The organism is Allobosea sp. 67-29 (assembly GCF_001898115.1).
Classification (GTDB): domain Bacteria; phylum Pseudomonadota; class Alphaproteobacteria; order Rhizobiales; family Beijerinckiaceae; genus Allobosea.
In genome coordinates this window covers 46,689-72,399 of record NZ_MKSQ01000013.1, presented here as the reverse complement: position 1 = coordinate 72,399, position 25,711 = coordinate 46,689, and the positions used below count along the sequence as shown (strand labels likewise).

The following is a 25,711-nucleotide window of genomic DNA, read 5'->3' as shown; positions in this document are numbered from 1 at the left end:
TACGCGCTCATCGCGCCAGCCGGCCCCTGATCTCGATGTCGATCTGGTCGTCCACGATGTTGACGTCGCGGCCGATGTCATAGGCGGGGCGCAGGAAGCTGCCGCTGGCGTGGAACGGCAAGGCATCGCCATGTCGGGCGCCGTCGACATCGCCGTCGATCATCACGCTCACCTGAAACGGATGCGTCATACCCTTGATCGTGAGGCGGCCCCGGATGTCGAGGCCGCGCTCGCCAGTCCGGATCACGCTGTCGGAGACGAATGTCGCTGTCGGAAACCGTGCGCTGTCGAGCATGCTCGCCCCGGTGATGAAGCCATCCACCAGCGCCGAACCTGCCTTGATGGAGGCCGTGTCCAGCGTGACCTTGATGCGGCTCTTCTCGGGATGGTCGAAATCGATCGCGAAGGTGCCGTCATAGTGCTCGAAGCGGCCGTTGGTGACGACCGCGCCGAATCGATGCCCCACGAAGGCGATCTGGGTCGCCGCGCGGTCGAAGTTCCAGTTCGACTGCGCCTGCAGCGGCAGCGTGAACAGCAGGACGGAAAGAGCGGATGCAGCAGTGCGGAGCATGATGAATACCGGGGAGCCATGCGAGGCCCGCAAGCTCGCACCGCTTCGAGGGAAAAGCATGGTGAAAAGCGCCGCTACACGCAAAGGTGAAACGGCCCGACAAACCGCCGGCGAAAGCTCTCAGTTCCGCTTCGTGATGACGCCGTCGAAGGTCGAACGGATGGCCCGCGCAAGCGCGATCGCCGCCCAGCCCTGGAAGATCAGCTCGATGGCGAGGAAGGTGCCGAGCACCCAGAGGCTCGAGCCCGGCCACTGCATCAGGATCATGCCTCCGAGCAGCAGCGACAGCACCCCCGAGAGCGCCACCCACGTCCAATAAGGCAGTTGCCGATTCTGGAAGGCGACGATCAGACGAAGCACGCCGGTCGCGACCAGGGCAGCGCCGACGAGGAGCGTCAGCGAGGCCGTCGCGAGCAGCGGATTGACGAAGGTCATCACGCCGACGGCGAGGTACAGCGCTCCGATCAGGATGTGCCAGAGGCGGCTGCGCCAGCCCTGGTGACGAAAGGCGTCGATCAGCACGACGACGCCGCCGACGAAGATCATCGCGCCGAACCAGATCGCGCTGGCGAGGCTGAGCAGCGCCACGGCGCCAAGCCCGAGGACTCCGAGGATGATCAGGACTATGCCCTCCGCCATCAGCCAGCCCCAGTTGCGCCGGAGGGGGACGAGATGGGTGCCGAGGGAAGCGGGTTGATGCGCGGAGGTTTCAGAGGGCGTGCTCATGGCGACCGGCTCCGTTGGAGGCAGCCGCCGACGATCGGGACCGCCTGTCAGACCCAGCCATGAGAAACCCGCGCCACCGCCGCGTCAATCGGCGCCGCGGCCCCTGTTTCAATAGGTCGCGCGGCCGCCGGACAGATCGAAGACCGCGCCGGTCGAGAAGCTGCAGCGTCCGCTCGCCAGCCAGGCGACGAGCTCGGCCAGCTCCTCGACGGTGCCGAGGCGCTTCAGCGGACTCTTGTCGATCATCGTCTGAACGGTCTCCCGGCTCATCTGCTGAAGCAACTCGGTCTCGATCGCGGCCGGAGCGACGGCATTGACCAGGACCCCGGTTCCGGCGAGTTCCTTGCCGTGGGCCTTGGTCAGCGCGATGACACCGGCCTTGGCGGCGCTGTAGGCCGAAAGCGTCGGCGTGCCCTCCTTGCCGGCGAGCGAGGCGATGTTGACGATACGGCCGTAGCCGCGCGGCACCATCATCGCCGCGACGGCGCGCGAGCACAGGAAGGTCCCGTCGAGATTGACGGCCTGGATCTTCCGCCACTGCGCCGCCGGCGTCTCCGCGACCGTGGTCGAGGGCCCGGTGAGCCCGGCGTTGTTGACGAGAACGCCGATCGGACCGTGCTCGCGCTCGGTGGCGGCCGTCGCGGCCGCAACCGACGCCTCGTCGGCGACATCGCAGCGAATGTGAGCCGGTCCCGCGGCGATCGGGGCCGCGAGATCCCAGACGACAGGCGTCAACCCGTCCTGCGCGAGCCTGGCGGCGACCGCCGCGCCGATGCCCTTGGCGCCGCCGGTGACGACGGCGATCCGCGCTTGCGCCATTGCTCAGGCGAGCTTTTCGGTGACGAGCTTGCGCAGGCTGCGCAGATCCTTGACGAAGCCGCGAATGCCCTCGGCCAGCTTCTCGGTCGCCATCGCGTCCTCGTTCATGGCGAAACGGAAGGCCTTCTCATCGAGCGAGAGCTTCGCGGGCGCCTTGCCGGGCGCCTCCGGGTCGAGCTGGCGCGGCAGGGTTCCGGTCGCGGCGGCGAGTTCGTCGAGGAGGCCGGGGCCGATGGTCAACCGGTCGCAGCCGGCCAGCGCCTCGATCTCGCCGGTATTGCGGAATGAGGCGCCCATCACCACCGTGTCGATCCCGTAGGTCTTGTAGTAGGCGTAGATGCTGCGTACCGAAACGACGCCGGGGTCGGTCTCCGCGGTGTAGGGCCCTCCGCCTGCCTTGACGTGCCAATCGAGGATGCGACCGACGAAGGGCGAGATCAGGAACGCCCTCGCATCGGCGGCGGCGACAGCCTGCGGCAACGCGAAAAGCAGCGTCAGGTTGCAGTCGATGCCTTCTCCCTGCAGCACCTTGGCGGCCTGCAGCCCTTCCCAGGTCGAGGCAATCTTGATCAGGATTCTCTCCTTCTCGACCCCGCGCTCCTTGTAGGCGGCGATGATGGCCCGCGCCTTGTCGATCGTCGCCTTGCCGTCGAAGGACAGGTCGGCATCGACCTCGGTCGAGACGCGACCGGGCACGATCTTGGTCAGCTCGGTTCCGAAGCTCACGGCCAGGCGATCGCAGACGGCCTGGACCGCCTTCTCGCCGCCTCCCTGCTTCCGTCCCCAGCCGATCGCCTCCTCGACGAGGTGAGCGTAGGCCGGGGTCTCGACCGCCTTGAACAGCAGCGTCGGATTGGTGGTGCAGTCCACGGGCTTGAGCCGACGCACCGCCTCGATGTCACCGGTATCGGCGACGACGGTGGTCATCTCGCGGAGCTGGTCGAGCTTGGAAGACATGATCTGTTCCCGGCTTCTTGAACGTGAACACCTGCCTGCAATGTGGCGTCTCTGACCTGCCATTGCGAGCCCGGGATGGCAATCCGGCGATGCGCACGGGTGACACGCGCTGGGCGGCCATTTACCACACGAGCTTCACGGAACTGTCACGCGCAGGGTCTACCCGCAGCGCCATCCGCAGACGCGGGCAGAGATGGAGAACAACATGCAGCGCAAGGCATTGGGCGCCCTCACGGTGGCAGCCGGCCTCCTCGTCGCGACATTCGGCGCCAGGGCGGAGGGCGTCGAGGGCAAGCTCGTGCTCTATACGAGCCAGCCCAACACCGACGCCCAGCAGACCATCGACGCCTTCAAGGCGAAGTATCCGAAGGTGGACATCTCCTTCGTGAGGGATGGAACGCCGCGCATCCTGGCCAAGCTCAGGGCCGAGTTCGAGGCCGGCGCGCCGCAGGCCGACGTGCTGCTGATCGCCGATTCCGTGACAATGGAAGGGCTGAAGAAGGAAGGCCGACTCGAAGCCTACGACAAGGCCGACGTCTCGGCCTATCCCGCCGGCATCCATGATCCGGCCAAGTTCTGGTTCGCGACCAAGCTGATCACCACCGGCATCGTCTACAATACCAAGGCGACGATGCAGCCCAAGAGCTGGCTCGATCTCACCAGGCCGGAGGCGAAGAACCAGATCGCTATGCCGAGCCCGCTGAATTCCGGCGCCGCCCTGATCCACACCATCACGCTGACCAGCAACCTCAAGGACGGCTGGAAATACTACGAGGCCCTCAAGGACAACGGCACGGTGGCCGCCGGCGCCAATGGCGACATCCTGCGTCAGGTCGCCACCGGTGAGAAGCTCTACGGCATGATCGTCGACTTCATGCCGATCCGCGAGAAGGCCAAGGGTGCGCCGGTCGCCTTCGTCTTCCCCGTAGAAGGCGTGTCCTCGGTCAGCGAGCCGGTGGCCGTGCTCAAGGGCACCAAGAACAGCGCGGCGGCTCACGCATTCATCGATTTCGTGCTCTCGAAGGAGGGACAGGAAGTCGCGCTGAAGCAGGGCTACGTCCCGGCTCGTCCCGACGTCGCGTTGCCGGCGGGATATCCGGCCCGCGACGCCATCAAGCTGATGCCGTTCGACGCGGCCAAGGCGCTCGCGGAATCGGCCGCCGCTCGCAAGCACTTCGGCTCGATCTTCGAATGAGGGCAAGCTTGCCTGCCGGGCATCGGGCGCGATGACGCTCGTCCTGCGTCAGTCGCGGAAGCCGGAGCGCGCGCCCGCGCTCCGGCTTCCGCAATTCCTGATGCCGGCCGAAGCGGGGTTGCCCGCGCTTGTCGTCGCGGCCGCCGTGCTCTTCGGCGGGCTGCCGTTCCTGCGCCTCCTCCTTGCCGCCGTCGCGCCAGGCTGGCAGCTCGCACCGGCCATCGCCGTCGAGGCCCTGACGAGCCGGGCGGCGGTCGCCGCGACGCTGCATACGCTCGACACCTCCTTCTTCTCGGCGCTGGGCGCGCTCGCGATCGGCACCGTCACGGCCTTGGCGCTGGGCGTCACCGACGTCCGCGGCAAGCGGCCGCTCGCCTTCGGCTTCGTCTTCTCGATGATGATCGCCCCGCAGGTCGCGGCACTCGCCTTCCTCAGCCTGCTCGCGCCGAATTCGCAGGTGCTGATGCTGCTGGGGCTCGCGCCTGAGCCGGGGACGACGAACCCGTTGCTCGGGCGCGGCGGCATCATCCTGGTCATGGCGCTGCACCATGCGCCACTCGTCGCGATCACGCTCTGGACGGGGCTGCGCAGCATCCCGCATTCGCTCGTCGAGGCGGCGCAGATGGAAGGCGCCGGGCCGGCGACCATCACGGCGCGCATCGTGCTGCCGGTGCTGCGGCCGCAACTCATCGCGGCGGGACTGATCGCCTTCGTGGCCGGCGTCGGCAATTTCGGCATCCCCGCCCTGCTCGGACTGCCGGTGAACTACCTCACCTTGCCGACGCTGATCTATCGCCGGCTCTCCAGCTTCGGCCCCGAAAGCCTGCCGGAGGCCGCTGCGCTGGCTCTGCTCGTCGGCATGGTGGCGGCGCTCGGCATCCTGGCGGGCATGGTGGTCTCCCGCCGCCGGGGCGGCAAGGTCGAGATCGAACGACCGCTCGAACCCTATTGGCGGCTCGGCCCGGCCCGCGGCCTCGTCACGGCCGCGCTTTGCCTGCTGCTCGCCGTCAAACTCTGCCTCCCCTTCGCCGCACTGCTGAGCGAGGCCCTCACGCCCGCGCTGGGCGTGCCGCTCACCTGGCACAGCCTGACCTTCGACAAGTTTGCCGAGGTCCTGTTCCGGCAGGCCGTCACCATCCGAGCCTTCTGGAACTCGTTCTGGTTCGCGGCCACGGCCGCGGCCCTGCTCTCGCTCGGCTCGATCGCCTTCGCCTACGGGCTCGAACGGCGGATGGGCAAGCTCAGGCGCGCGGCCGAGCTCGTCGTGGAATTGCCTTACGCCCTGCCCGGCGTGGTGCTGGCGATCGCCTGCATTCTGCTTTTCCTGCGGCCCCTGCCCGGCATCGGCATCAGCCTCTACGGCACGCCGTTCATCATCCTCTTCGCCTATCTTGCGCGCTTCCTGCCCTTGGCCCTGAAAGCCCCGCTGGCGGCCATGGCGCAGATCGAGGCGCATCATGAGGAAGCAGCCCGGCTCGACGGCGCCGGCCTCTGGCAGATGCTGCGCTTCATCGTCGCGCCGATCCTCGCGCCCGCCGCCGCGGTCTCGGCCCTGATGGTCTTCCTGATCGCGTTCAACGAACTGACCGTCTCGGCGCTCCTGTGGTCCTCCGGAACGGAGACGCTCGGGGTCGTGCTGTTCAGCCTCAAGGAAGCCGGGCTTGCCGGGGAGGCTGCCGCCATCGCAATCAGCGCCTCCGCCGTCATCCTCGCGGCGATGTTGCTGCTGGATCTTCTCGGCCGCCGCCTCCCGCCGAACGTGCTGCCGTGGCGCATCTAGAGAACCGCTCGCTCCGCGAGGCCCTCGCGCAACGATCGTGACGGAAAATTAAACTTGGCGACGCCGTAGATGGAGCATGAATGCTTTGACGACGGCGATTGTGGATCATCACCCCGAAAAGGACGGGCGCGGAATCCTCGTGATCGAGGACTCGCGCACATTCTCGATCGCCCTGCGGCAGTTCCTCGAAGCGGAAACCGGGCTTCCCGTCACCACCTGCGCCTCGCTCAAGGACCTCAGCGAGTTGATCGTCGCGGCGCCCGGAGCCTATGCGATCGCGGTGGTCGATCTCAACCTGCCGGATGCGCCCCGCGGCGAGGCTCTCGACTGGACCGTCGCCCACGGCATCCCGACCGTCGTCTTTACCGCGACCTTCGACCTCGCCACGCGCGGACGCGTCATGGAGCGCGAGATCATCGACTATGTCCTGAAGGACAATGAATTCGCGCTCGGCAACCTCGTCGCGACCGTCAAGCGCGCGCTCGACAACCGGAACACCCGCATCCTCGTCGTGGACGACACGCGCACCACCCGCAAGGTGCTCGCGCGGATGCTGTCGATCCAGCAATATGTCGTGGTCGAAGCCGGTTCCGGCGCCGAGGCGCTTTCCCTGCTCGACGCCAATCCCGATCTGGAGCTCGTCGTCAGCGACTACTACATGCCCGACATGGACGGCTTCGAACTCGCCCGCCGGATCCGGCGGCGCCATCCCAAGGTCCGCCTGATCGGCATCTCGTCCTCGACCGACAGACAGACCTCAGCCGGCTTCCTCAAGGCCGGCGCGCATGACTTCGTCTCACGTCCCTTCGTGCTCGAGGAGCTGCAGTGCCGCATCGCCTCGAATGTCGAGACGCTGATCCGGCTCAAGCGGCTGCAGGAGCTCGCGGCCCGGGACTATCTCACCAACCTGTTCAACCGCCGCCATTTCTTCGAGCATGGTCCGGCCCTGGTCGAAACCGCGCGGCAAGGCGGGTTTCCAGTCTCGATCGCCCTTCTCGACATCGACCACTTCAAGCAGATGAACGACCGTCACGGGCATGACGGCGGAGACCAGGTTCTGGACGCGGTCGCCCGCAATCTCAGCCGTCTGGCCGAGCGCGAGACCAATCTGCTGGCGAGGGTCGGCGGCGAGGAATTCGCGATCCTGTTCGCCGGCGCCGGTCTCGACGAGGCCTGCCGCCTGGCCGAGGAGATCCGCCGGGAGATCGCCCGCCAACCATTGATGCTGGCCGGCGAGGAAATGACCCTCACAGTCTCCATCGGCGTCACCGAGATCAGCGGTGCCGAGAAACTCGGCGCCAGCCTCAACCGGGCCGACCGGGCGCTCTATGCCGCCAAGCAGGAGGGACGCAACCGGGTCTGCTCCGCGGTTGCGGAAGCCTAGACCGCCAAGGTTGCTCCGACCGCGCCTCTCCGACCGGCCGGTTACTCCGCCGCCGATCGCAGCTCCGGCTTCGCCTCGCCCATCAGGAGCGATCGAGCCGCCTTGGCCTCGCGGACGACGAAATCGACGATCGCGCGCACCCGCGCCACGTCCTTGAGGTCGGCGTGGACCAGGAGCCAGAAGGACCGCGTGATCTGCACCGCCTCGGGCAGGACCGGCACGAGCCGGGGGTCATCGTGAGCCATGAAATGGTGGATGACGCCGATGCCGGCCCCCGCCACCACCGCATTCATCTGCGCAATCACACTCGAACTCTGGACATGGGCGCGCAATCCCTTGGCGACCTCGTCGAGATAATCGAGCTCCGGCGAGAAGATCAGGTCGTCGATATAGCCGATGATGCGGTGCTCGAAGAGATCGTCGGGCTTCGTCACCGGCGGCATCGCGGCAAGATAATCCCGTGAAGCGTAGAGGCCGAGGCGATAGTCGGCGAGCTTGCGCGCCACCACCTTGCCCTCCTTCGGCGGCGCGAGCGTGATCGCGACATCGGCCTCGCGCTTCGACAAGGAGAGCAGGCGCGGCATTGCGATGAGCTGGATCTCCAGCCCGGGAAAGGCCCTGGCGAAGACCGCGAGCCGCGGCGCGAGGAAGGCGGTGCCGAAGCCGTCCGGCGCGCCGATCCGGACCGTGCCGGAGAGCGCCATGTCGGCGCCGCCGATATCGCTCTGGATCGCGAGCGCCTCGGTCTCCATGCTCTCGGCCTTGGCGAGCAGACGCTCGCCATGCGCCGTCAGCGTGTAACCCTGGGGGCGGCGCTCGAACAGCTTGGCCTTCAGCGCCTCCTCCAGCGAGGTGATGCGGCGCGAGACGGTGGCATGGTCCGCACCGAGACGGCGGGCCGCCGCCGTGAGGCGCCCGGAGCGCGCCACCGCGAGAAAGAAACGCAGATCGTCCCAGTCGAAGCGCTCCAAGCCTCCCTCCTCATATTTGCGTTTTTGCACGGCTGGCGTTCCGCTCTCGCTATAGCCGTGCGCAAACGAGAATGGTAGGAAAACCATGGGATCGTCACAACAGCCATTCGTAGGGAGGGCGCCCATGCGTCAGGTCGGACATTTCATCGGCGGCAAGAACGTCGCCGGCACCTCTGGCCGCACGGCCGACATCTACCAGCCGATGGACGGCTCGGTGATCGGCAAGGTCGCTCTCGCCTCGGCAGCCGAACTCGATGCCGCCGTCCGCAACGCGGCCGAGGCGCAGCCGAAATGGGCCGCGGTCAACCCGCAGCGCCGCGCCCGCGTGCTGATGAAGTTCCTCGACCTGATCGCGCAGAACAACGACGAACTGGCGGAGCTGCTCGCCCGCGAGCACGGCAAGACCATCCCGGATGCCCGCGGCGACATCCAGCGCGGCGTCGAGGTGATCGAATATTCTCTCGGCGTGCCCGGCCTGATGAAGGGCGAGTTCACGGACGGCGCCGGCCCCGGCATCGACATCTATTCGATGCGCCAGCCGCTGGGCGTCTGCGCCGGGATCACGCCGTTCAACTTCCCGGCGATGATCCCGCTCTGGAAGCTCGGCCCTGCGATCGCCTGCGGCAACGCCTTCATCCTGAAGCCGTCGGAGCGCGATCCCGGCGTGCCGATGCGCCTCGCCGAGCTCTTCGTCGAGGCCGGCGGCCCTCCCGGCATCCTCAACGTCGTCAACGGCGACAAGGAGGCGGTCGACGCGATCCTCGACCATCCCGAGATCAAGGCGGTCGGCTTCGTCGGCTCGACCCCGATCGCGGAATACATCTACGCCCGCGGCTGCGCCAACGGTAAGCGCGTGCAATGCTTCGGCGGCGCCAAGAACCACATGATCGTGATGCCCGACGCCGACATGGACCAGGCGGTCGATGCGTTGATCGGCGCCGGCTACGGCTCGGCCGGCGAGCGCTGCATGGCGATCTCGGTAGCGGTGCCGGTCGGCAAGGCCACGGCCGACGAACTGGTCAAGCGCCTGATCCCGCGCGTGGAGAGCCTCAAGATCGGCCCCTCGACCGACCTCAACGCCGACTATGGCCCGGTCGTCTCGAAGGCGGCGATGGAGAAGATCAAGTCCTATGTCGACATTGGCGTCCAGGAAGGGGCCAAGCTCGTGGTCGACGGCCGCGAGTTCAAGATGCAGGGCTACGAGAACGGCTTCTATGTCGGCGGCTGCCTGTTCGACAACGTCACCAAGGACATGCGCATCTACAAGGAGGAGATCTTCGGGCCGGTGCTCTCGGTACTGCGCGCCGAGAGCTACGAAGAGGCGCTGAAGCTCACCAACGACCACGAATACGGCAACGGCACTGCGATCTTCACCCGCGACGGCGACGCGGCGCGCGACTTCGCCTCAAAGGTGCAGGTCGGCATGGTCGGCATCAACCTGCCGATCCCGGTGCCGCTGGCCTACTACACCTTCGGTGGCTGGAAGCGCTCCGCCTTCGGCGACCTGAACCAGCACGGCCCGGACTCGATCCGCTTCTACACCAAGACCAAGACGGTGACGGCGCGCTGGCCGAGCGGCATCAAGGACGGTGCGAGCTTCGTCATCCCGACGATGAACTGACGACAGCGAGGTGGCCATGTTCTCGTTGACCGAGGATCAACTCGCCATTCAGGAGATGGCCACCGCCTTCGCCGCCGAAACGCTCGCCCCCCATGCCATGCGTTGGGACGAGGAAAAGCACTTCCCGCTCGAGGAGATGCGTGCCGCCGCCGCGCTCGGCATGGGCGGCATCTACATCCGCGACGATGTCGGCGGCTCCGGCCTCTCGCGCCTCGACGCCGCGCTGATCTTCGAGGCGCTCTCGACCGGTTGTCCGACGGTCGCGGCCTATATCTCGATCCACAACATGTGCGCCTGGATGATCGACCGCTACGGCTCGGACGAACAGCGCCAGCGCTTCCTGCCGAAGCTCTGCACGATGGAGCATCTGGCGAGCTATTGCCTGACCGAGCCCGGCGCCGGCTCCGACGCCGCCGCTCTGAAGACCAAGGCGGTGCTCGACGGCGACCACTACATCCTCGACGGGCAGAAGCAGTTCATCTCAGGCGCCGGCGTGTCGGACATCTATGTCGTGATGGCGCGCACCGGCGAGGCCGGCCCCGGCGGCATCTCGACCATCGTCGTCGAGAAGGACACGCCCGGCCTGTCCTTCGGTGCCAACGAGAAGAAGATGGGCTGGAACGCCCAGCCAACGCGAGCCGTGATCCTCGAGAACTGCCGCGTCCCCGTCGCCAACCGTCTCGGCCCGGAGGGCATCGGCTTCAAGATCGCCATGGCCGGGCTCGACGGCGGCCGGCTCAATATCGGCGCCTGCTCGATCGGCGGCGCGCAAGGAGCGCTCGACAAGGCCATCACCTATGCCAAGGAGCGCAAGGCCTTCGGCTCGGCCATCGCCGATTTCCAGGCGCTGCAATTCAAGCTCGCGGACATGGCGACGGAGCTTGAGGCAGCGCGCACCCTGCTCTGGCGTGCCGCCGCGGCGCTCGATGCCAAGACGCCGGATGCGACGAAGCTCTGCGCCATGGCCAAGCGCATCGCCACCGACACCGGCTTCGAGGTCGCCAATGACGCGCTGCAGATCCATGGCGGCTACGGTTATCTGGCCGATTACGGCATCGAGAAGATCGTGCGCGACCTGCGCGTCCACCAGATCCTCGAGGGGACCAACGAGGTGATGCGGATGATCGTGGCGCGCGGGCTGGTGGGGCGGGCGAAGGGGAATTGACGCCGAAGACGTCATCCCGGACGCCGGACGGCGATCCGGGATCGCAAGACGGGAAAGCGCCTTTTCTGATGACGATCCCGGATCTGCTCTTCGAGCAGTCTGGGATAATACCAAGAACGACGAGAGGAGACGACCATGACCAGCATTGCCTTCATCGGCCTCGGCAATATGGGCGGCCCGATGGCCGGGAACCTCGTCAAGGCCGGGCATAGCGTCAAAGCGTTCGATCTCGTGCAGGCGTCGAAGGACGCGGCGGCAGAGATGGGCGTGGGCATCGCGAGTTCGGCCAAGGAGGCCGTCGCGGAAGCCGAGATCGTCGTCACCATGCTGCCGGCCGGCAAGCACGTGCTCTCGGTATGGGCCGATATCCTGCCGGCGGTGAAGCCCGGCACGCTGCTGATCGATTCCTCGACGATCGATGTCGAGAGCGCGCGCAGGGCCCATGCGCTGGCAGCGGAGCACGGCTGCGCCTCGCTCGACGCGCCGGTCTCGGGCGGCACCGGCGGCGCCAAGGGCGCGACCCTCACCTTCATGGTCGGCGGCACGGCGGAGGCGTTCGACCGTGGCGAGCCGATCCTGGCCAAGATGGGGCGCCGGATCGTGCATTGCGGCGGCGCCGGCAACGGACAGGCCGCGAAGATCTGCAACAACATGATCCTTGGCATCTCGATGATCGGCGTCTCGGAGGCTTTCGTGCTGGCCGAGAAGCTCGGCCTCTCGCATCAGGCCCTGTTCGACGTGGCCTCGACGTCCTCCGGGCAGTGCTGGTCTCTGACGACCTATTGCCCGGTGCCGGGGCCGGTGCCGACCTCTCCGGCCAACAACGACTACAAGCCCGGCTTCGCCTCGGCGCTGATGCTGAAGGACCTGAAGCTCTCGCAGGAGGCGGCGCAGGCTGCGGGCGCGTCCACGCCCCTCGGCGCAGCGGCCGCCCAGCTCTTCGCGCTGCACAATGCCTGGGGTCAGGGCGGCACGGATTTCTCCGGGATCATCCATCTTCTGCGCGGCCGCGACGAGGCGTGAGAGGCGCTTGCGCGGCGGGGCTTCGCGGGTCTAGACCCAAGGCATGAACGATACGCTGCCCCGCCGCGAACGCTCTTCCCTGACCGGCTTCGCGGTCAACCGGCTCGACCGGCGGGAGGATCTGCGCAACAAGCCCGATGCGGTGACGGCGCTGCGTCATCGCTCCGATACGCTGATCGCCGCGGTCGCCGGCGAGACGCCGATCCTGAACCGGATCGATGGCGAGACGCTGTCGGTGTGGTTCAGCCACGGCGAGGCGGAAATGCTCGGGCCGGCGCTGGAGGAGATTTTCCTCGGCATGGCCGAGGACGGCTCTCCGCGCTTCGGACGATTGCTCGACCGGGCCCTGGCCGAAACCCTGAAGGAACGCTCCGAACTGGTCGTCACCGATCTGCGCTCGGTGGCGCTGAAGCGGCTGGTGCCGGAAGACGAGGTCGGCCCGCTCGGCGAGGCCAAGGCCGTGCTCGACTGGCATGCCCGGCACCGCTTCTGCGCCCAGTGCGGCGGCCAGACCGTCGCCGGCACCTCCGGCTGGCGGCGTGAATGCACGGTCTGCGGCGCCCTGCATTTCCCCCGCACCGATCCGGTCGTGATCATGCTGGTGACGCGCGGCGATTCCTGCCTGCTGGCCCGCCAGGCACGCTTCGCACCGGGCATGTATTCCTGCATCGCCGGCTTCGTCGAACCGGGCGAGACGCTGGAGGATGCCGTACGTCGCGAGAGCTGGGAGGAAGCGGGCCTGAGGGTCGGCACAGTCCGCTACATCGCCTCGCAGCCCTGGCCCTTCCCGTCCTCGATCATGGTCGGCTGCATCGCCGAATCCCTCGGCGACGAGATCACGCTCGACATGACCGAGCTCGAGGCCGGCCGCTGGTTCCCGCGCGAGGAAGTGCTGCAGATGCTCGAAGGCCGGCATCCCGAGGGTTTGGTGTGCCCGCAGCATATCGCCATCGCCAATACGCTGGTGCGCGCCTGGGCGCTGGAGGGCGAGCGGATCTGACATGCGGGCGCTGCAGCCGCTGCGGCTCGGTGCTTGCATCGCCCCGGCGGCGCGCGCTGTCGAGACCTTCTCCTTGCGCCCCCCCGAACAGGAGCCGGCGGCGGCCGGCAGACCGGAGCCGATCCAACAATGACCGACGCGATCAACGCCTTCGTTCCTGGCCCGCGGGCCCATATCGCGGGCCGGCCGGGCTTGCCGCTCTCGGGCCTGACCTTCGCGGTGAAGGACCTGTTCGACGTCGCGGGTGTTGCGACCGGGGGCGGCAACCACGACTGGGCGAAAGCCAATCCGGTCCCAGCGCGCAACGCCTGGGCGGTGCAGGCGCTGCTCGACGCCGGTGCCGAGCTGGTCGGCAAGACGATCACGGACGAGGTTTCGCTTGGAATTCTCGGCGAGAGCGCCTTCGACGGCACGCCGCTCAACAGCGCCGCGCCGGAGCGCGTGCCGGGCGGCTCCTCCTCCGGCTCGGCCGCCGCCGTCGCGGCCGGACTGTGCGATACCGCGCTCGGCACCGATACGGGCGGCTCGATGCGCGTGCCGGCGAGCTTCTGCGGGATCTATGGCATCCGACCGAGCCATGGCCGGATCGACCTGGCCGGGCTGATGCCGCAGGCGCCGAGCTCGGACACCGCAGGCTGGTTCGCCCGCGACGCGCGGACCTTCGCGCGCGTCGGCACGGTGATGCTGGGCGAGAAGCCCGGCCCCCTGCCGACCAAGCTTCTGATCGCGGTCGATGCCTTCGGCTTTGCCGACCCCGAGGTCGCCGCGGCGCTGCACCCGATGGTCGAACGGCTGGCGCGAGTGGTCGGCTCTTCGCCGCGCGAGGAGCTCATGGCCCCGCAGGGCCTGTCCGTCTGGGCGCGGGCGCAGCGCAGCCTGCAGCCGGTGGAAGCCTGGCAGAGTTTTCGGCCCTGGATCGAGCAGCACAACCCGCGGATGGCCTTCAGCGTCGCCGCCGGACTCATCGCCGGCTCGCAGGTGCCGGCAAGCGATCGCAACTGGGCGGCCCTGATGCGCGAGGAGGCGCGGGCCCGGCTGCGCCATCTGCTGCCGCCGGGAACGATTCTGTGCCTGCCGACGACGCCCTTCCCGGCGCCGCTGCGAGGCCAGTCCATCCCGGCGCTGCAGCCCCTGCGCGATCGCATCACCTGCCTCTGCGCGCAAGGCGGGCTGGCGGGCCATCCGCAGGTCAGCCTGCCGGGCGCGACCGTCGAGGGTGCGCCGGTGGGCCTGTCCATCATCGGCGCCCGCGGCAGCGACGCCAGCCTGATCGCCGTCGCACAAGCCATGGAGGATGCCGCGTGACCGACCTGACCCCGAACCGGCCCGAGGTGGTCGCCGAGATCAGCACATTGTTCGAGGCTTACGAGCAGGCGCTGATCGACAAGGACGTCGACGTGCTCGACGCCAGCTTCTGGGACAGCCCGCACACCATCCGCTACGCTCTCGGCGAGAACGGCTACGGTTTTTCCGAAATCCATGCCCACCGCGTCGCGCGCCCGCCGGGGCCGGGGATCAAGGAGAAGCGCATCCGGCTGGAGATCCTGACCCTCGGCCGCGACTTCGCCACCGTGAACCTCGAGTTCAAGGTGCGCGGTCGCGACGTGATCGGGCGCCAGAGCCAGAGCTGGGTGCGCTTTCCCGATCTGGGCTGGAAGGTCGTTTCGGCCCATGTTTCGACGATGGAGGGTCCGCGCCCCTGGTGAGCGGCGTGACCTCGCCATGAAGATGGCTCGAAGCCGGCGTTGAGTGCGCCGGTCGTATACCTATGGAGGACCGCGATGTCGTTCTACCGAGGCATGACCTGCACGAATGTTGCCATTGCCGGCGACGGCGGCGATCCCATCACCGCCTATGTCGCCAAGCCCGAGGGCCCCGGCCCCTTCCCGGCCGTGGTGCTGGTCCACCACCTGCCCGGCTGGAGCGAATTCTACATCGAGACGACGCGGCGCTTCGCCCACCACGGCTATATCGCAATCTGCGCCAATCTCTATGAGCGCTCCGGCCCCGGCACGCCGGACGATGTCGCCGCCAGGGTGCGTGCCGAAGGCGGCGTGCCCGATGCGCAGGTTATCGGCGATACCGAAGCAGCGGTTAAATGGGCGCGCAGCCAGCCGGAGCACAACGGCAAGGTCGCGCTGTTCGGCTCGTGCTCGGGCGGGCGTCACGCCTTCCTCTACGCCTGCCAGAAGCACGACGTCGACGCCTGCGCCGAGCTCTGGGGCGGGCGCGTGGTGATGGCGCCGGAGGACCTCAACGCCAAGACGCCGGTCTCGCCGATCACGCTGACCACAGACCTTTCGTGCCCGCTCATCGGCATCTTCGGCAATGAGGACCGCGCGCCGAGCCCCGAACAGGTCAACCAGCACGAGGCCGAGCTGAAGAAATGCGGCAAGGCCTACGAATTCCACCGCTACGACGGTGCCGGCCACGGCTTCTTCTATTGGCATCGGCCAATGTATCGCCCCGAGCAGACCATGGACGCCTGGAGCAAGATCTTCGCGTTCTTCGGCAAGCACCTGTCGTAACCGGAGGGTCGGAAGCAATGTGCACGTCGATTGTCGAGATCGTCCCGGTCGAGGGCATGGCCAAGCGCGGCGACGCCTGGTTTGCGCTGACGCAGGCCGTCGTCGCCTATGACCATGCCCGCCACGCGCCGCTGGCGGACGTCATCACACTGGATTTCGTCAATGCCCGGCTCGATGCCGGGGCACGGGCCGGCGTCGAATTGACGCTGGAGACCGCGAAGGCGCTGCACGCGGCGCTGGGCCGGGCGATCGCGGAGGCGGAATTCGAGGAGGCCGAGGTGCGCGGCAAGGGCGCAACGCCGGGCCTCGTCAGAGCCGCCTGAAGACGGCTTTCGCTCGGGCTGGACCGTCATTGCGAGCAAAGCGAAGCAATCCAGGGGCGGCCGCGCTCCACGTCCCCCTGGATTGCTTCGTCGCTTTGCTCCTCGCAATGACGGGCATCGCTGCGATCAGAGCGGAAACCGCTACTCCGCCGGCTCCTCGATGGTCGAGCGGAAGTCGCTCGCCGGGTAGACGCCCATGATCTTCATCTCCTTGGAGAAATAGGAGAGCTCGTCGAGCGCGCGCCGCAGCGCCGGGTCGTCCGGATGGCCTTCGACATCGGCGTAGAACATGGTCGCGGAGAACAGGCCGTCGACCATGTAGCTTTCCAGCTTGGTCATGTTGATGCCGTTGGTGGCAAAGCCGCCCATCGCCTTGTAGAGCGCGGCAGGAATGTTGCGGACGCGGAACATCAGCGTGGTCACCGTCTTGCCGGCACCGTGGCGGGCATATTCCGGATATTTCGAGAGCACGACGAAGCGGGTGGTGTTGTGCTTCTCGTCCTCGATGTCCTCCATGAGAATGTTGAGGCCGTAAACGTCGGCCGCGATGCGCGGGGCGATGGCGGCGCGGGTGACGTCGCCGGCTTCCGCGACCTGCCGGGCGGAGCCTGCGGTGTCCGCCGCGACCTCGGCCTTGAGGCCGAGCTTGCGGATGATCTTGCGGCACTGACCGAGCGCGTGGATATGGCTCTGCACGACCTGGATCGTCGCCAGCGTCGCGCCCTCCACGCCCATCAGGTGGAAGCGGATCGGCAGGAAGTGCTCGCCGATGATGTGCAGCCCCGAGCGCGGCAGCAGATGATGGATATCGGCCACGCGCCCGGCGATCGAGTTGTCGATCGGGATCATGCCGTAGCGGGCCTTGCCGTCGCTGACGGCGGCGAGCGCATCCTCGAAGGTCGCGCAAGGCAGGAGCTCGCAGTCCGGAAACACCTGGAGAGCCGCCTGCGAGGAGAAGGCTCCGGGCTCACCCTGGTAGGACACGACGAAGGACATGGGGATTCTCAGGCTCCTGCGCGGGATTTCAGGATCGCGCGGGCGCGATCGAGATCATGGGGCGTATCGACGCCGAGCGGCACGTCTTCGACGACGATGATGTCGATGCGCATTCCGTCCTCGACGGCGCGTAGCTGCTCCAGCCGTTCGCGCTGCTCCAGGGGCGATGGCGGCAGAGCGACGAAGCGGTCGAGGGCGCGGCGGCGATAGGTATAGAGCCCGATATGATGATAGAGCGGCCCCTCCCCGCTCGGAGCGGTCGCGCGAGTGAAATAGAGCGCCCGCATTCGGCCGGGCCCGATCTCGCTGCCGATCGCCTTGACCACGCTGGGTTCGGTCTTCTCGTCCTCGCGGGTGATCACCGCGGCGAGGGTGACGATATCGACCGCCGGATCCTCCAGCGGCGCGACCGAGGCGATGATGACGCGCGGATCGATCGTCGGCAGGTCGCCCTGCACGTTGACGATGACGTCGTGCCGCCCTTGCGGATCGACGAGATCCGCAGCTTCCTTGATGCGGTCGGAGCCGGACGGATGGTCGGCGCGGGTCAGGACGGCGCGGCCGCCCGCCTTTTCCACAGCCGCGACGATCTCGGGCGTATCGGTGGCGACGACGACGGGCCCGAGCCCGGTCTCCATGGCGCGGCGCCAGACATGGACGATCATCGGCTCGCCATGCACGTCCGCGAGCGGCTTGCCCGGCAGCCGCGTGGACTGCATGCGGGCGGGAACGAGAATCATCGGATTCGGCATGGCAGGCGGCGGGTCCCGTGGGGCACCGCACCGGATCGGACGCGGCGTCGAAAAGTTCTCGAAAGGAAGCGCGCTTATACGAGTTGCAATCAAGCGCGCAAAGCGGTTAAGCAGCATCCGAAGCTGGAGCCGTCCAAGGCTCCGGCCCAAGCGCTATCTCGTCTCCGCGCCTTGGCTGCGGAAGGCTCCAGGGTTCGGATACGATGAATATCGAAGCCAACAAGATCGCCGGCGCGGTTCTCTCGACGCTTCTGGTCGTGATGGGTCTCCAGATGGTGGCCGGCATCGCCTTCACGCCGCACAAGCCGGCGGTTCCCGGCTACGACCTGCCGAGCGCGGAACCGGCCGCGGCCGGCGGCGCCGCCCCCGCGGTCGCGGAAGACCCGCCGATCGCGGAGCGCCTCGCCAAGGCCGACCCGGCCAAGGGTGAGAAGGCGACCGCCGCCTGCAAGGCCTGCCACAGCTTCGAGAAGGGCGGCCCGAACAAGGTCGGCCCGCATCTCTACGGCGTCTACGGCCGCAACGAGGGCTCCGTCGAGGGCTTCGGCTACTCGGCCGCGATGAAGGCCCGTACCGACAAGACCTGGGAGGCCGAAGGTCTCGACCACTTCCTGAAGAGCCCGAAGGCCTATGTTCAGGGCACCGCGATGTCCTTCGCCGGCATCAGCAACCCGAACACCCGCGCCGACGTGATCGCCTATCTGAACACGCTCTCGGACTCGCCGAAGCCGCTGCCGAAGCCCTGAGCGGCTTCCTCGACGTCTGCTGGACGCCGCGAGCCGGGCCTTGAGCCCGGCTTTTTGTTGCGACGTCCAACTCTCGCCTTCACGATGGGCAGAATGCCCGGCATTGCCGTTCCCTGCTCCGCGGGCGACAAGAGAACGGCGAATCGGAAAAGGAGACGCGAGACGATGGCGATGCGCATCACACGCCGCCGGCTGATCGAAGCCGCAGGCGTCACGGCGGCTTCCGCCGCCCTGCCGGGCTTGCCCGGGGCAGCGCTCGCTGAAGCGACCGAATCGCACGGGCTGTCGACGTTCGGCGAGCTCGCGCTGCCGCCGGACTTCCCGCATTTCAGCTACGTCAATCCGGAGGCCCCCAAGGGCGGCACGCTGACGCTGCAGATCAAGCAGGCCAGCGGCAACCAGAGCTTCGACACCTTCAACACACTCAATATCTGGGTGCTCCAGGGCGACGGAGCAGCCGGCATGGATGCCTGCTTCGACAGCCTGATGGCTGGATCGGGCGACGAGCCGGGCTCGCTTTACGGGCTCCTGGCAAAGAGCGTCGCGATTTCCTCCGACAAGCTGACCTATCGCTTCCGGATGCGACCCGAGGCGAAGTTCCACGACGGGTCCCGGGTGACGGCGAAGGACGTCGCCTTCTCGCTCAACACCCTCAAGACCAAGGGACACCCCTCCTACCGGCTGATCCTGGGCGAGCTCGTCTCGGCCACCGCCGAAGGCGACGACATCGCCGTCGTCCAGCTCTCGCCCAAGCGCAGCCGCGATCTGCATCTGATCGTGGCGAGCCTGCCTGTGTTTTCGGAGAAATACTGGTCGACGCGGGACTTCACCGCCTCGACGCTGGAGCCGCCGCTCGGCTCGGGCGCCTACAAGGTCGGCCGCTTCGAGCAGGGCCGCTTCATCGAGTTCGAGCGCGTCGCGGACTATTGGGCGAAGGACCTGCCGGTGAATGTCGGCACCAATAATTTCGACCGGGTGCGCTGGGAGTATTTCCGCGACCGTCAGGTGGCGTTCGAAGGTTTCAAGAGCGGTATCATCACCTTCCAGGAGGAGTTCACCTCGCGCATCTGGGCGACGGGCTACGACTTTCCCGCGCTCAAGGAGGGCAAGGTCAAGAAGGAAAGCCTGCCGAGAACCGAGCCTGTCGCCTCGCAGGGCTGGATCTACAATTTGCGGCGCGAGAAATTCGCCGATCCGCGCATCCGCGAGGCCTTGGGGCTGGCTTTCGACTTCGAGTGGACGCGCAAGACGATCATGTTCGGCTTCTACGAGCGGCTGACGTCCTATTTCGAGAATTCGGATTCGAAAGCTGTCGGCAAGCCCTCGCCGGAGGAGCTGGCACTGCTCGAGCCCTGGCGCGGCAAGGTGCCGGACGAAGTCTTCGGCGAGCCCTGGCTGCCGCCGGTCTCGGACGGCTCGGGCAGCGACCGCGCCCTGCTGCGCAAGGCCGACGAGATGCTGCGCGCCGCCGGCTGCAAGCGCGACGGCAACGTACTGAAGCTGCCGAACGGCCAGCCTTTCGAGATCGAGTTCCTCGACTCCAACCCGGCGCTGCAGCCGCATACGCAGCCCTTCCAGGCCAATCTCAAGCGGCTCGGCATCAGCGCCACCTCGCGCTTCGTCGATCCCGCGCAGTACCAGCGCCGCCTCGACGAGTTCGACTTCGACATCATCACGCGCGCGCTCAGCGGCAGCGCCATCCCGAGCGACACGCTGCGCGTCGTCTATGGCTCGGAAGCGGCGAAGACGCGCGGCTCGCGCAACCAGAACGGCATCAGCGAGCCAGCAATCGACGCCATGATCGAGAAGATCGGGCAGGCCCGCAGCTATGCCGAGGCCGTGACCGCAGCGAAATGCCTCGACCGGCTGCTGCGCGCCGGGCGCTACTGGATTCCGATGTGGTGGAACGACCAGGTCTGGATCGCCCACTGGGACATGTTCGATCGGCCGCAGACCAAGCCGAAATACGGCTCCGGCGCGCCAGGCACCTGGTGGTACGACGCCGAAAAGGCCAAGCGGATCGGGAAAGCGTGAAGGCCGCATGCTGAGCTATATCGCCCGGCGTCTCGCCCTGATGGTGCCGACCCTGTTCGGCATCCTGCTGGTCTCCTTCGTGATCGTGCAGTTCGCTCCGGGCGGGCCGGTCGAGCGCGTGATCTCGCAACTCCAGAACCCGAACAGCGGCGCGGCCGACCGCGTCGGCGGCGGCCAGGGTGGCGATGCCGGCGCGCAGGGCGGTGAAGCCAGTGCCTACCGTGGCGCCCAGGGCCTCGACCCCGCCTTCATCAAGGAGCTGGAGAAGCAGTTCGGCTTCGACAAGCCGGCGCCCGAGCGCTTCTGGAAGATGCTGACCGACTATGCCCGGTTCGATTTCGGCCGCTCCTATTTCCGCGGCGCGCCGGTGCTGCAGCTGATCAAGGAGAAGCTGCCGGTCTCGATCTCGCTCGGCCTGTGGATGACGCTGCTCTCCTATGCCATCTCGATCCCGCTCGGCATCCGCAAGGCTGTGAAGGAAGGCTCGCGCTTCGACACCTGGACGAGCGCCGTCGTCATCGTCGGCTACGCCATCCCAAGCTTCCTGTTCGCGATCCTGCTCATCGTGCTCTTCGCCGGCGGCTCGTTCTGGCAGATCTTCCCGCTTCGGGGGCTGACCTCCGACAATTGGAGCGATCTTTCGCTCGTCGGCAAGGTGAAGGACTATCTCTGGCATATCTGCCTGCCAGTGACGGCGATGGCGCTCGGCGCCTTCGCGACCTCGACACTCTTGACCAAGAACTCCTTCCTCGACGAGATCAGGAAGCAATACGTGCTGACTGCGCGGATGAAGGGCCTTTCCGAGCGCGGCGTGCTCTACGGCCACGTCTTCCGGAACGCGATGCTGATCGTCATCGCCGGCTTCCCCGGCGCCTTCGTCTCGGCGCTCTTCGCGGGCTCGCTGCTGATCGAGACGATCTTCTCGCTCGACGGCCTCGGCCTGCTCTCCTTCGAAGCGATCGTCAACCGCGACTACCCCATCGTCTTCGCCAATCTCTACATCTTCTCGCTGATCGGCCTCCTCGTGCATCTGATCACGGACCTGACCTATAGCTGGGTCGATCCCCGCATCGATTTCGAGACGCGGGAGAGCTGACGATGAGCGACACATTGCTCGAAGCTCCACCGCCACAGTTGCGCAGCGATGCGGCGCTCGCACCGGTCGAAGCGCAGCAGGGCTGGCTGAAGCTCACGCCGATCAACCGGCGCCGGCTCAACAACTTCAAGGCCAACCGGCGCGGCTGGTGGTCCTTCTGGCTGTTCCTCACCCTGTTCGTGCTGTCGCTCTTCGCCGAGTTCATCGCCAACGACCGCCCTCTCCTCGTGCGCTACAAGGGCGAGTGGCTCTTTCCCGTCGCAGTGAACTATCCGGAGGAGAAGTTCGGCGGCTTCCTCGCCACGACCGATTATCGCGATCCCGTCATCGCCAAGGAGATCGAGGCGAACGGCTTCACGGTCTGGCCGCCGATCCGCTACAGCTACAATACCAACAATCTCGATTTGCCCGTCCCCGCGCCGGCACCGCCGACCTGGCTGCTCAAGGACGAGCAATGCAGGCCGATCGCCGAGCGGACCGGAGGCACGGGCTGCCGCGATCTCGAATGGAACTGGCTCGGCACCGACGACCAGGGCCGCGACGTGGTAGCGCGCCTGATCTACGGCTTCCGCATCTCGGTGTTGTTCGGACTGATCCTGTGCGCCTTCTCCTCGGTCATCGGCATCGCAGCCGGCGCCGTGCAGGGCTATTTCGGCGGCTGGACCGACCTGATCTTCCAAAGGCTGATCGAGATCTGGACCTCTATTCCCGCGCTCTACCTGCTGATCATCGTCGCCGCGATCATCACGCCGAGCTTCTTCGTGCTGCTCGGCATCCTGCTGCTGTTCTCCTGGGTCTCGCTGGTCGGCGTCGTCCGGGCCGAGTTCCTACGGGCACGGAACTTCGAATATGTCCGGGCGGCGCGGGCGCTGGGCCTCTCCAACCGTACCATCATGATCCGGCATCTGCTGCCCAACGCGATGGTGGCGACGCTGACCTTCCTGCCCTTCATCCTGAACGGCTCGATCACGACGCTGACCTCGCTCGACTTCCTCGGCTTCGGCCTGCCCCCAGGCTCGCCCTCGCTGGGAGAGCTGCTGGCGCAGGGAAAGGCGAACCTGCAGGCGCCCTGGCTGGGTCTTTCCGGCTTCGCCGTCATCGCGCTGATGCTGTCGCTGCTGATCTTCATCGGCGAGGCGGTGCGCGACGCGTTCGACCCGCGGAAGACCTTCGCATGAGCGAACCGCTGCTTTCCGTCCAGGACCTCTCCGTCGCTTTCCGCCAGGGCGGCAGGGAGACGCTCGCGGTCGATCATGTCTCCTTCGCGATCGACAAGGGCGAGACCGTCGCGATCGTCGGCGAATCCGGCTCGGGCAAGTCGGTCTCGGCGCTGTCGATCCTGAAACTGCTGAATTACCCAGCGGCTTATCACCCCTCCGGCAAGGTGCTGTTCAAGGGGCAGGACCTGATCGCGGCCGACGAAGACGCGATGCGCAAGGTACGCGGCAACGACATCACCATGGTGTTCCAGGAGCCGATGACCTCGCTCAACCCGCTGCACACCATCCAGAAGCAGATCGGCGAGATCCTCGAGCTGCATAAGGGGCTGCGCGGCGAGAAGGCGCGCGCTCGCACGCTCGAGCTGCTGGGCCTCGTCGGCATCCGCGATGCCGAGAGCCGGCTCGACGCCTATCCGCACCAGCTCTCGGGTGGTCAACGCCAGCGCGTGATGATCGCGATGGCGCTCGCCAACGAGCCAGATCTGCTTATCGCCGACGAACCGACGACGGCGCTCGACGTCACCGTGCAGGCGCAGATCCTGAAGCTGCTCAAGGAACTCCAGAGCCGGCTCGGCATGGCCATGCTGTTCATCACCCATGACCTCGGCATCGTCCGGCGCATCGCCGACCGCGTCGTGGTGATGCTGAAGGGCAAGATCGTCGAGGAGGGGCCGGTCGCGGAGATCTTCGGCAACCCGCAGCACGCCTACACGAAGCGCCTGCTTGCGGCCGAACCGAAGGGGCGCCCAGAGCCTGTCGCAACCGATGCCGCCACGCTGCTCGAGGCCGGACCGATGAAGATCTGGTTCCCGATCAAGTCCGGCTTCCTGCGCCGCGTCACTGGCCATGTGAAGGCAGTCGACGGGATCTCGGTCAAGGTCCGCGAGGGCGAGACGCTCGGCGTCGTCGGCGAGTCCGGCTCGGGCAAGACGACGCTCGGCCTCGCCATCCTCCGGCTGATCTCATCCGAGGGGCCGATCGTCTTCCTCGGCGACCGCATCGACGGGCTGTCGAGCCAGCAGGTCCGGCCGAAGCGGAAGGACCTGCAGGTCGTCTTTCAGGACCCCTATGGCTCGCTCTCGCCGCGCATGTCGGTGGCCGAAATCGTCGCCGAGGGGCTCGGCGTGCAGCAGAAAAACCTGTCCTATGCACAGCGCCGCGAAATCGTGGCCCAGGCGTTGGCCGATGTCGGCCTCGACCCGGCGGCGATGGACCGCTATCCGCACGAATTCTCCGGCGGCCAGCGCCAGCGCATCGCGATCGCGCGCGCAATGGCGCTCGATCCGAAATTCGTGGTGCTCGACGAGCCGACCTCGGCGCTGGATATGTCGGTCCAGGCGCAGATTGTAGACCTCCTGAGGGGGCTGCAGGCGAAGCGCAAGCTGGGCTATCTTTTCATCAGCCATGACCTCAAGGTGGTGCGGGCACTCTCGCACCGGCTTATCGTGATGCAGAACGGCAAGGTCGTCGAGGAAGGCCCGGCCGAGGAGGTCTTCGCCCGGCCACGCGAGGCCTACACGCAGGCGCTGCTCGCCGCCGCGCTCCATATCGAGCCGGCCGCCGGCGGTGCCGTCAGGGAGTGAGCATGGCACGCGCGCTGCTCATCGTGCTGGATTCGGTCGGCTGCGGTGGCGCCGAGGATGCCGGAACCTATGGCGATGACGGCTCCGACACGCTCGGCCATATCGCGGAAGCCTGCGCCAAAGGTCGCGGCGACCGCGAGGGCTTGCGCAGCGGGCCGTTGCAGTTGCCGAATCTCGTGCGGCTCGGCCTCTCCCATGCCTGCGAGGCTTCGACCGGGCGCGCACTGGCCGGTATGCCGGAGCCCGCGCAGCCACAAGCGCGCTGGGGCTATGGCGTCGAGGTCAGCCAGGGCAAGGACACGCCTTCCGGCCATTGGGAGATCGCCGGCTGCCCAGTGAACTTCCGCTGGGGTTATTTCACCGCGCTGGAGAATTCCTTCCCGCCGGAGCTCGTCGCGGGGATCGTCAAGGAAGGCGCCCTGCCCGGAATCCTCGGCAACAGGCATGCCTCGGGCGTGGCGATCATCGAGGAGCTCGGAGCCGAGCACATCCGGAGCGGCAAGCCGATCTGCTATACCTCGGTCGATTCCGTGCTGCAGATCGCTGCGCATGAAGAACATTTCGGCCTCGACCGACTCTACGCGCTCTGCAAAACCGTGCGTGGGCTCGTCGATCCGCTCAGGATCGGCCGCGTCATCGCACGGCCCTTCATCGGCTCGCCCGAAGACGGCTTCACCCGCACCGGCAACCGCAAGGACTTCGCCATCCCTCCGCCGCGGGAGACGATCCTCGACCGGCTCGCGGCGCAGGGTCGCGCTGTCGTCACCGTCGGCAAGATCGGCGACATCTTCGCCCATCGCGCCACTGGCACCGAAATCAAGCCCTTCGGCAACCATGCGATGGTGGAGGCCGCGCTAGAAGCGTGGGACGGGTTGTCCGACGGCGGCTTCTGCTTCGTCAACCTCGTCGATTTCGACACCGAGTATGGCCATCGCCGCGACGTGCCGGGCTATGCCGCGGCGCTCGAAGCCTTCGACCGGCTGCTGCCACGCATCGAGGCGGCGTTGAAACCCGGCGATATCGCCGTCATCACCGCCGACCACGGCAACGATCCGACCTGGCGCGGCACCGACCACACCCGCGAGCACGTGCCGATCCTCGCCTTCGGCCCCGGCATCGCACCGCAACCGCTCGGCCGACGCGAAAGCTTCGCCGACATCGCCGCGAGCCTCGGCTTCTGGCTCGGCATCGGCCCGGTGGGGCCGGGCCGGCACTGGTAGC

At 67.2% G+C, this 25,711-nt stretch carries 24 protein-coding genes; 17 read left to right on the top strand and 7 right to left on the bottom strand.

The annotated features are described in order from the left end of the window. Positions 1–7: 7 nt before the first annotated feature. The 4 genes from BGO20_RS10975 to tal form a co-directional block, all read right to left on the bottom strand. Entirely contained in the window at positions 8–571 is a 564-nt protein-coding gene (locus BGO20_RS10975) for a YceI family protein (protein WP_291664030.1), read from the bottom strand. Between the two features lie 120 nt (positions 572–691). Continuing rightward, positions 692–1,297 (bottom strand): HdeD family acid-resistance protein, encoded by a 606-nt coding sequence (locus tag BGO20_RS10970; RefSeq protein ID WP_291664029.1) that lies wholly within the window; start codon positions 1,295–1,297, stop codon positions 692–694. Positions 1,298–1,405: 108 nt separating this feature from the next. Then, on the bottom strand, positions 1,406–2,116 hold the full coding sequence (locus BGO20_RS10965) for an SDR family NAD(P)-dependent oxidoreductase (RefSeq protein ID WP_291664028.1): 711 nt from the start codon (positions 2,114–2,116) through the stop codon (positions 1,406–1,408). A gap of 3 nt (positions 2,117–2,119) precedes the next feature. Then, positions 2,120–3,073, bottom strand: coding sequence for a transaldolase (gene tal, locus BGO20_RS10960; RefSeq protein WP_291664027.1), 954 nt, complete (start codon positions 3,071–3,073; stop codon positions 2,120–2,122). Between the two features lie 205 nt (positions 3,074–3,278). Between tal and BGO20_RS10955 the strand changes: the two genes are divergently transcribed. From BGO20_RS10955 to BGO20_RS10945, 3 genes are all read left to right on the top strand, one after another. Beyond that, positions 3,279–4,268 (top strand): ABC transporter substrate-binding protein, encoded by a 990-nt coding sequence (locus BGO20_RS10955; protein WP_291664026.1) that lies wholly within the window; start codon positions 3,279–3,281, stop codon positions 4,266–4,268. Between the two features lie 31 nt (positions 4,269–4,299). Continuing rightward, positions 4,300–6,048 carry an ABC transporter permease gene (locus BGO20_RS10950; RefSeq protein ID WP_291664025.1) on the top strand — a complete coding sequence of 583 codons (1,749 nt, stop codon included), beginning with the start codon at positions 4,300–4,302 and terminating at the stop codon, positions 6,046–6,048. Between the two features lie 76 nt (positions 6,049–6,124). Beyond that, positions 6,125–7,432, top strand: coding sequence for a diguanylate cyclase (locus tag BGO20_RS10945; RefSeq protein WP_291664024.1), 1,308 nt, complete (start codon positions 6,125–6,127; stop codon positions 7,430–7,432). A 41-nt stretch (positions 7,433–7,473) separates the two neighbouring features. On the opposite strand, the gene BGO20_RS10940 is transcribed toward BGO20_RS10945, so the two are convergent. Beyond that, positions 7,474–8,403, bottom strand: a complete 930-nt coding sequence (locus BGO20_RS10940) for a LysR family transcriptional regulator (RefSeq protein WP_291664023.1) — start codon at positions 8,401–8,403, stop codon at positions 7,474–7,476. Between the two features lie 124 nt (positions 8,404–8,527). On the opposite strand from BGO20_RS10940, the gene BGO20_RS10935 reads away from it, so the two are divergent. The 8 genes from BGO20_RS10935 (at position 8,528) to BGO20_RS10900 (ending at position 16,063) form a co-directional block, all read left to right on the top strand. Continuing rightward, the gene (locus BGO20_RS10935) at positions 8,528–10,024 is read left to right on the top strand and encodes a CoA-acylating methylmalonate-semialdehyde dehydrogenase (protein WP_291664022.1); all 1,497 of its coding nucleotides are present in this window, start codon (positions 8,528–8,530) and stop codon (positions 10,022–10,024) included. A 16-nt stretch (positions 10,025–10,040) separates the two neighbouring features. Then, positions 10,041–11,189 carry an isobutyryl-CoA dehydrogenase gene (locus BGO20_RS10930; RefSeq protein ID WP_291664021.1) on the top strand — a complete coding sequence of 383 codons (1,149 nt, stop codon included), beginning with the start codon at positions 10,041–10,043 and terminating at the stop codon, positions 11,187–11,189. Positions 11,190–11,324: 135 nt separating this feature from the next. Then, positions 11,325–12,212, top strand: a complete 888-nt coding sequence (gene mmsB / locus BGO20_RS10925) for a 3-hydroxyisobutyrate dehydrogenase (RefSeq protein WP_291664020.1) — start codon at positions 11,325–11,327, stop codon at positions 12,210–12,212. A gap of 43 nt (positions 12,213–12,255) precedes the next feature. Continuing rightward, positions 12,256–13,212: an NAD(+) diphosphatase gene (gene nudC, locus BGO20_RS10920; protein ID WP_291664019.1), complete on the top strand. Its 957-nt coding sequence runs from the start codon at positions 12,256–12,258 to the stop codon at positions 13,210–13,212. A gap of 129 nt (positions 13,213–13,341) precedes the next feature. Next, positions 13,342–14,517 carry an amidase gene (locus BGO20_RS10915; protein WP_291664018.1) on the top strand — a complete coding sequence of 392 codons (1,176 nt, stop codon included), beginning with the start codon at positions 13,342–13,344 and terminating at the stop codon, positions 14,515–14,517. Continuing rightward, complete coding sequence (gene hpxZ, locus BGO20_RS10910; RefSeq protein ID WP_291664017.1) at positions 14,514–14,918, top strand: oxalurate catabolism protein HpxZ; 405 nt, start codon at positions 14,514–14,516, stop codon at positions 14,916–14,918. Before BGO20_RS10915 ends, hpxZ begins: the two co-directional genes overlap by 4 nt. Before the next feature lie 75 nt (positions 14,919–14,993). Further along, positions 14,994–15,740 carry a dienelactone hydrolase family protein gene (locus tag BGO20_RS10905; protein WP_291664016.1) on the top strand — a complete coding sequence of 249 codons (747 nt, stop codon included), beginning with the start codon at positions 14,994–14,996 and terminating at the stop codon, positions 15,738–15,740. A gap of 17 nt (positions 15,741–15,757) precedes the next feature. Then, a complete protein-coding gene (locus BGO20_RS10900) occupies positions 15,758–16,063 on the top strand; it encodes a DUF6295 family protein (protein WP_291664015.1) in 306 nt (101 codons plus the stop codon). Between the two features lie 141 nt (positions 16,064–16,204). Here the strand turns inward: BGO20_RS10900 and BGO20_RS10895 are convergent, their stop codons facing one another. Then, entirely contained in the window at positions 16,205–17,059 is an 855-nt protein-coding gene (locus BGO20_RS10895; protein WP_291664014.1) for a prephenate dehydratase, read from the bottom strand. A gap of 8 nt (positions 17,060–17,067) precedes the next feature. Then, positions 17,068–17,811 (bottom strand): 3-deoxy-manno-octulosonate cytidylyltransferase, encoded by a 744-nt coding sequence (locus BGO20_RS10890; protein WP_291664013.1) that lies wholly within the window; start codon positions 17,809–17,811, stop codon positions 17,068–17,070. Positions 17,812–18,014: 203 nt separating this feature from the next. On the opposite strand from BGO20_RS10890, the gene BGO20_RS10885 reads away from it, so the two are divergent. The 6 genes from BGO20_RS10885 (at position 18,015) to BGO20_RS10860 (ending at position 25,710) form a co-directional block, all read left to right on the top strand. Then, positions 18,015–18,557, top strand: a complete 543-nt coding sequence (locus tag BGO20_RS10885) for a c-type cytochrome (protein WP_291664012.1) — start codon at positions 18,015–18,017, stop codon at positions 18,555–18,557. Positions 18,558–18,722: 165 nt separating this feature from the next. Continuing rightward, complete coding sequence (locus BGO20_RS10880) at positions 18,723–20,591, top strand: extracellular solute-binding protein (RefSeq protein WP_291664011.1); 1,869 nt, start codon at positions 18,723–18,725, stop codon at positions 20,589–20,591. 7 nt (positions 20,592–20,598) lie between these two features. Then, positions 20,599–21,687, top strand: coding sequence for a microcin C ABC transporter permease YejB (locus tag BGO20_RS10875; protein WP_291664010.1), 1,089 nt, complete (start codon positions 20,599–20,601; stop codon positions 21,685–21,687). 2 nt (positions 21,688–21,689) lie between these two features. Beyond that, positions 21,690–22,865, top strand: a complete 1,176-nt coding sequence (locus tag BGO20_RS10870; protein WP_291664009.1) for an ABC transporter permease — start codon at positions 21,690–21,692, stop codon at positions 22,863–22,865. Beyond that, the gene (locus tag BGO20_RS10865) at positions 22,862–24,490 is read left to right on the top strand and encodes an ABC transporter ATP-binding protein (protein WP_291664008.1); all 1,629 of its coding nucleotides are present in this window, start codon (positions 22,862–22,864) and stop codon (positions 24,488–24,490) included. The genes BGO20_RS10870 and BGO20_RS10865 overlap by 4 nt, the downstream gene beginning before the upstream one ends. 2 nt (positions 24,491–24,492) lie before the next feature. Next, positions 24,493–25,710 carry a phosphopentomutase gene (locus tag BGO20_RS10860; RefSeq protein WP_291664007.1) on the top strand — a complete coding sequence of 406 codons (1,218 nt, stop codon included), beginning with the start codon at positions 24,493–24,495 and terminating at the stop codon, positions 25,708–25,710. The last annotated feature ends 1 nt before the right edge of the window (position 25,711 follow it).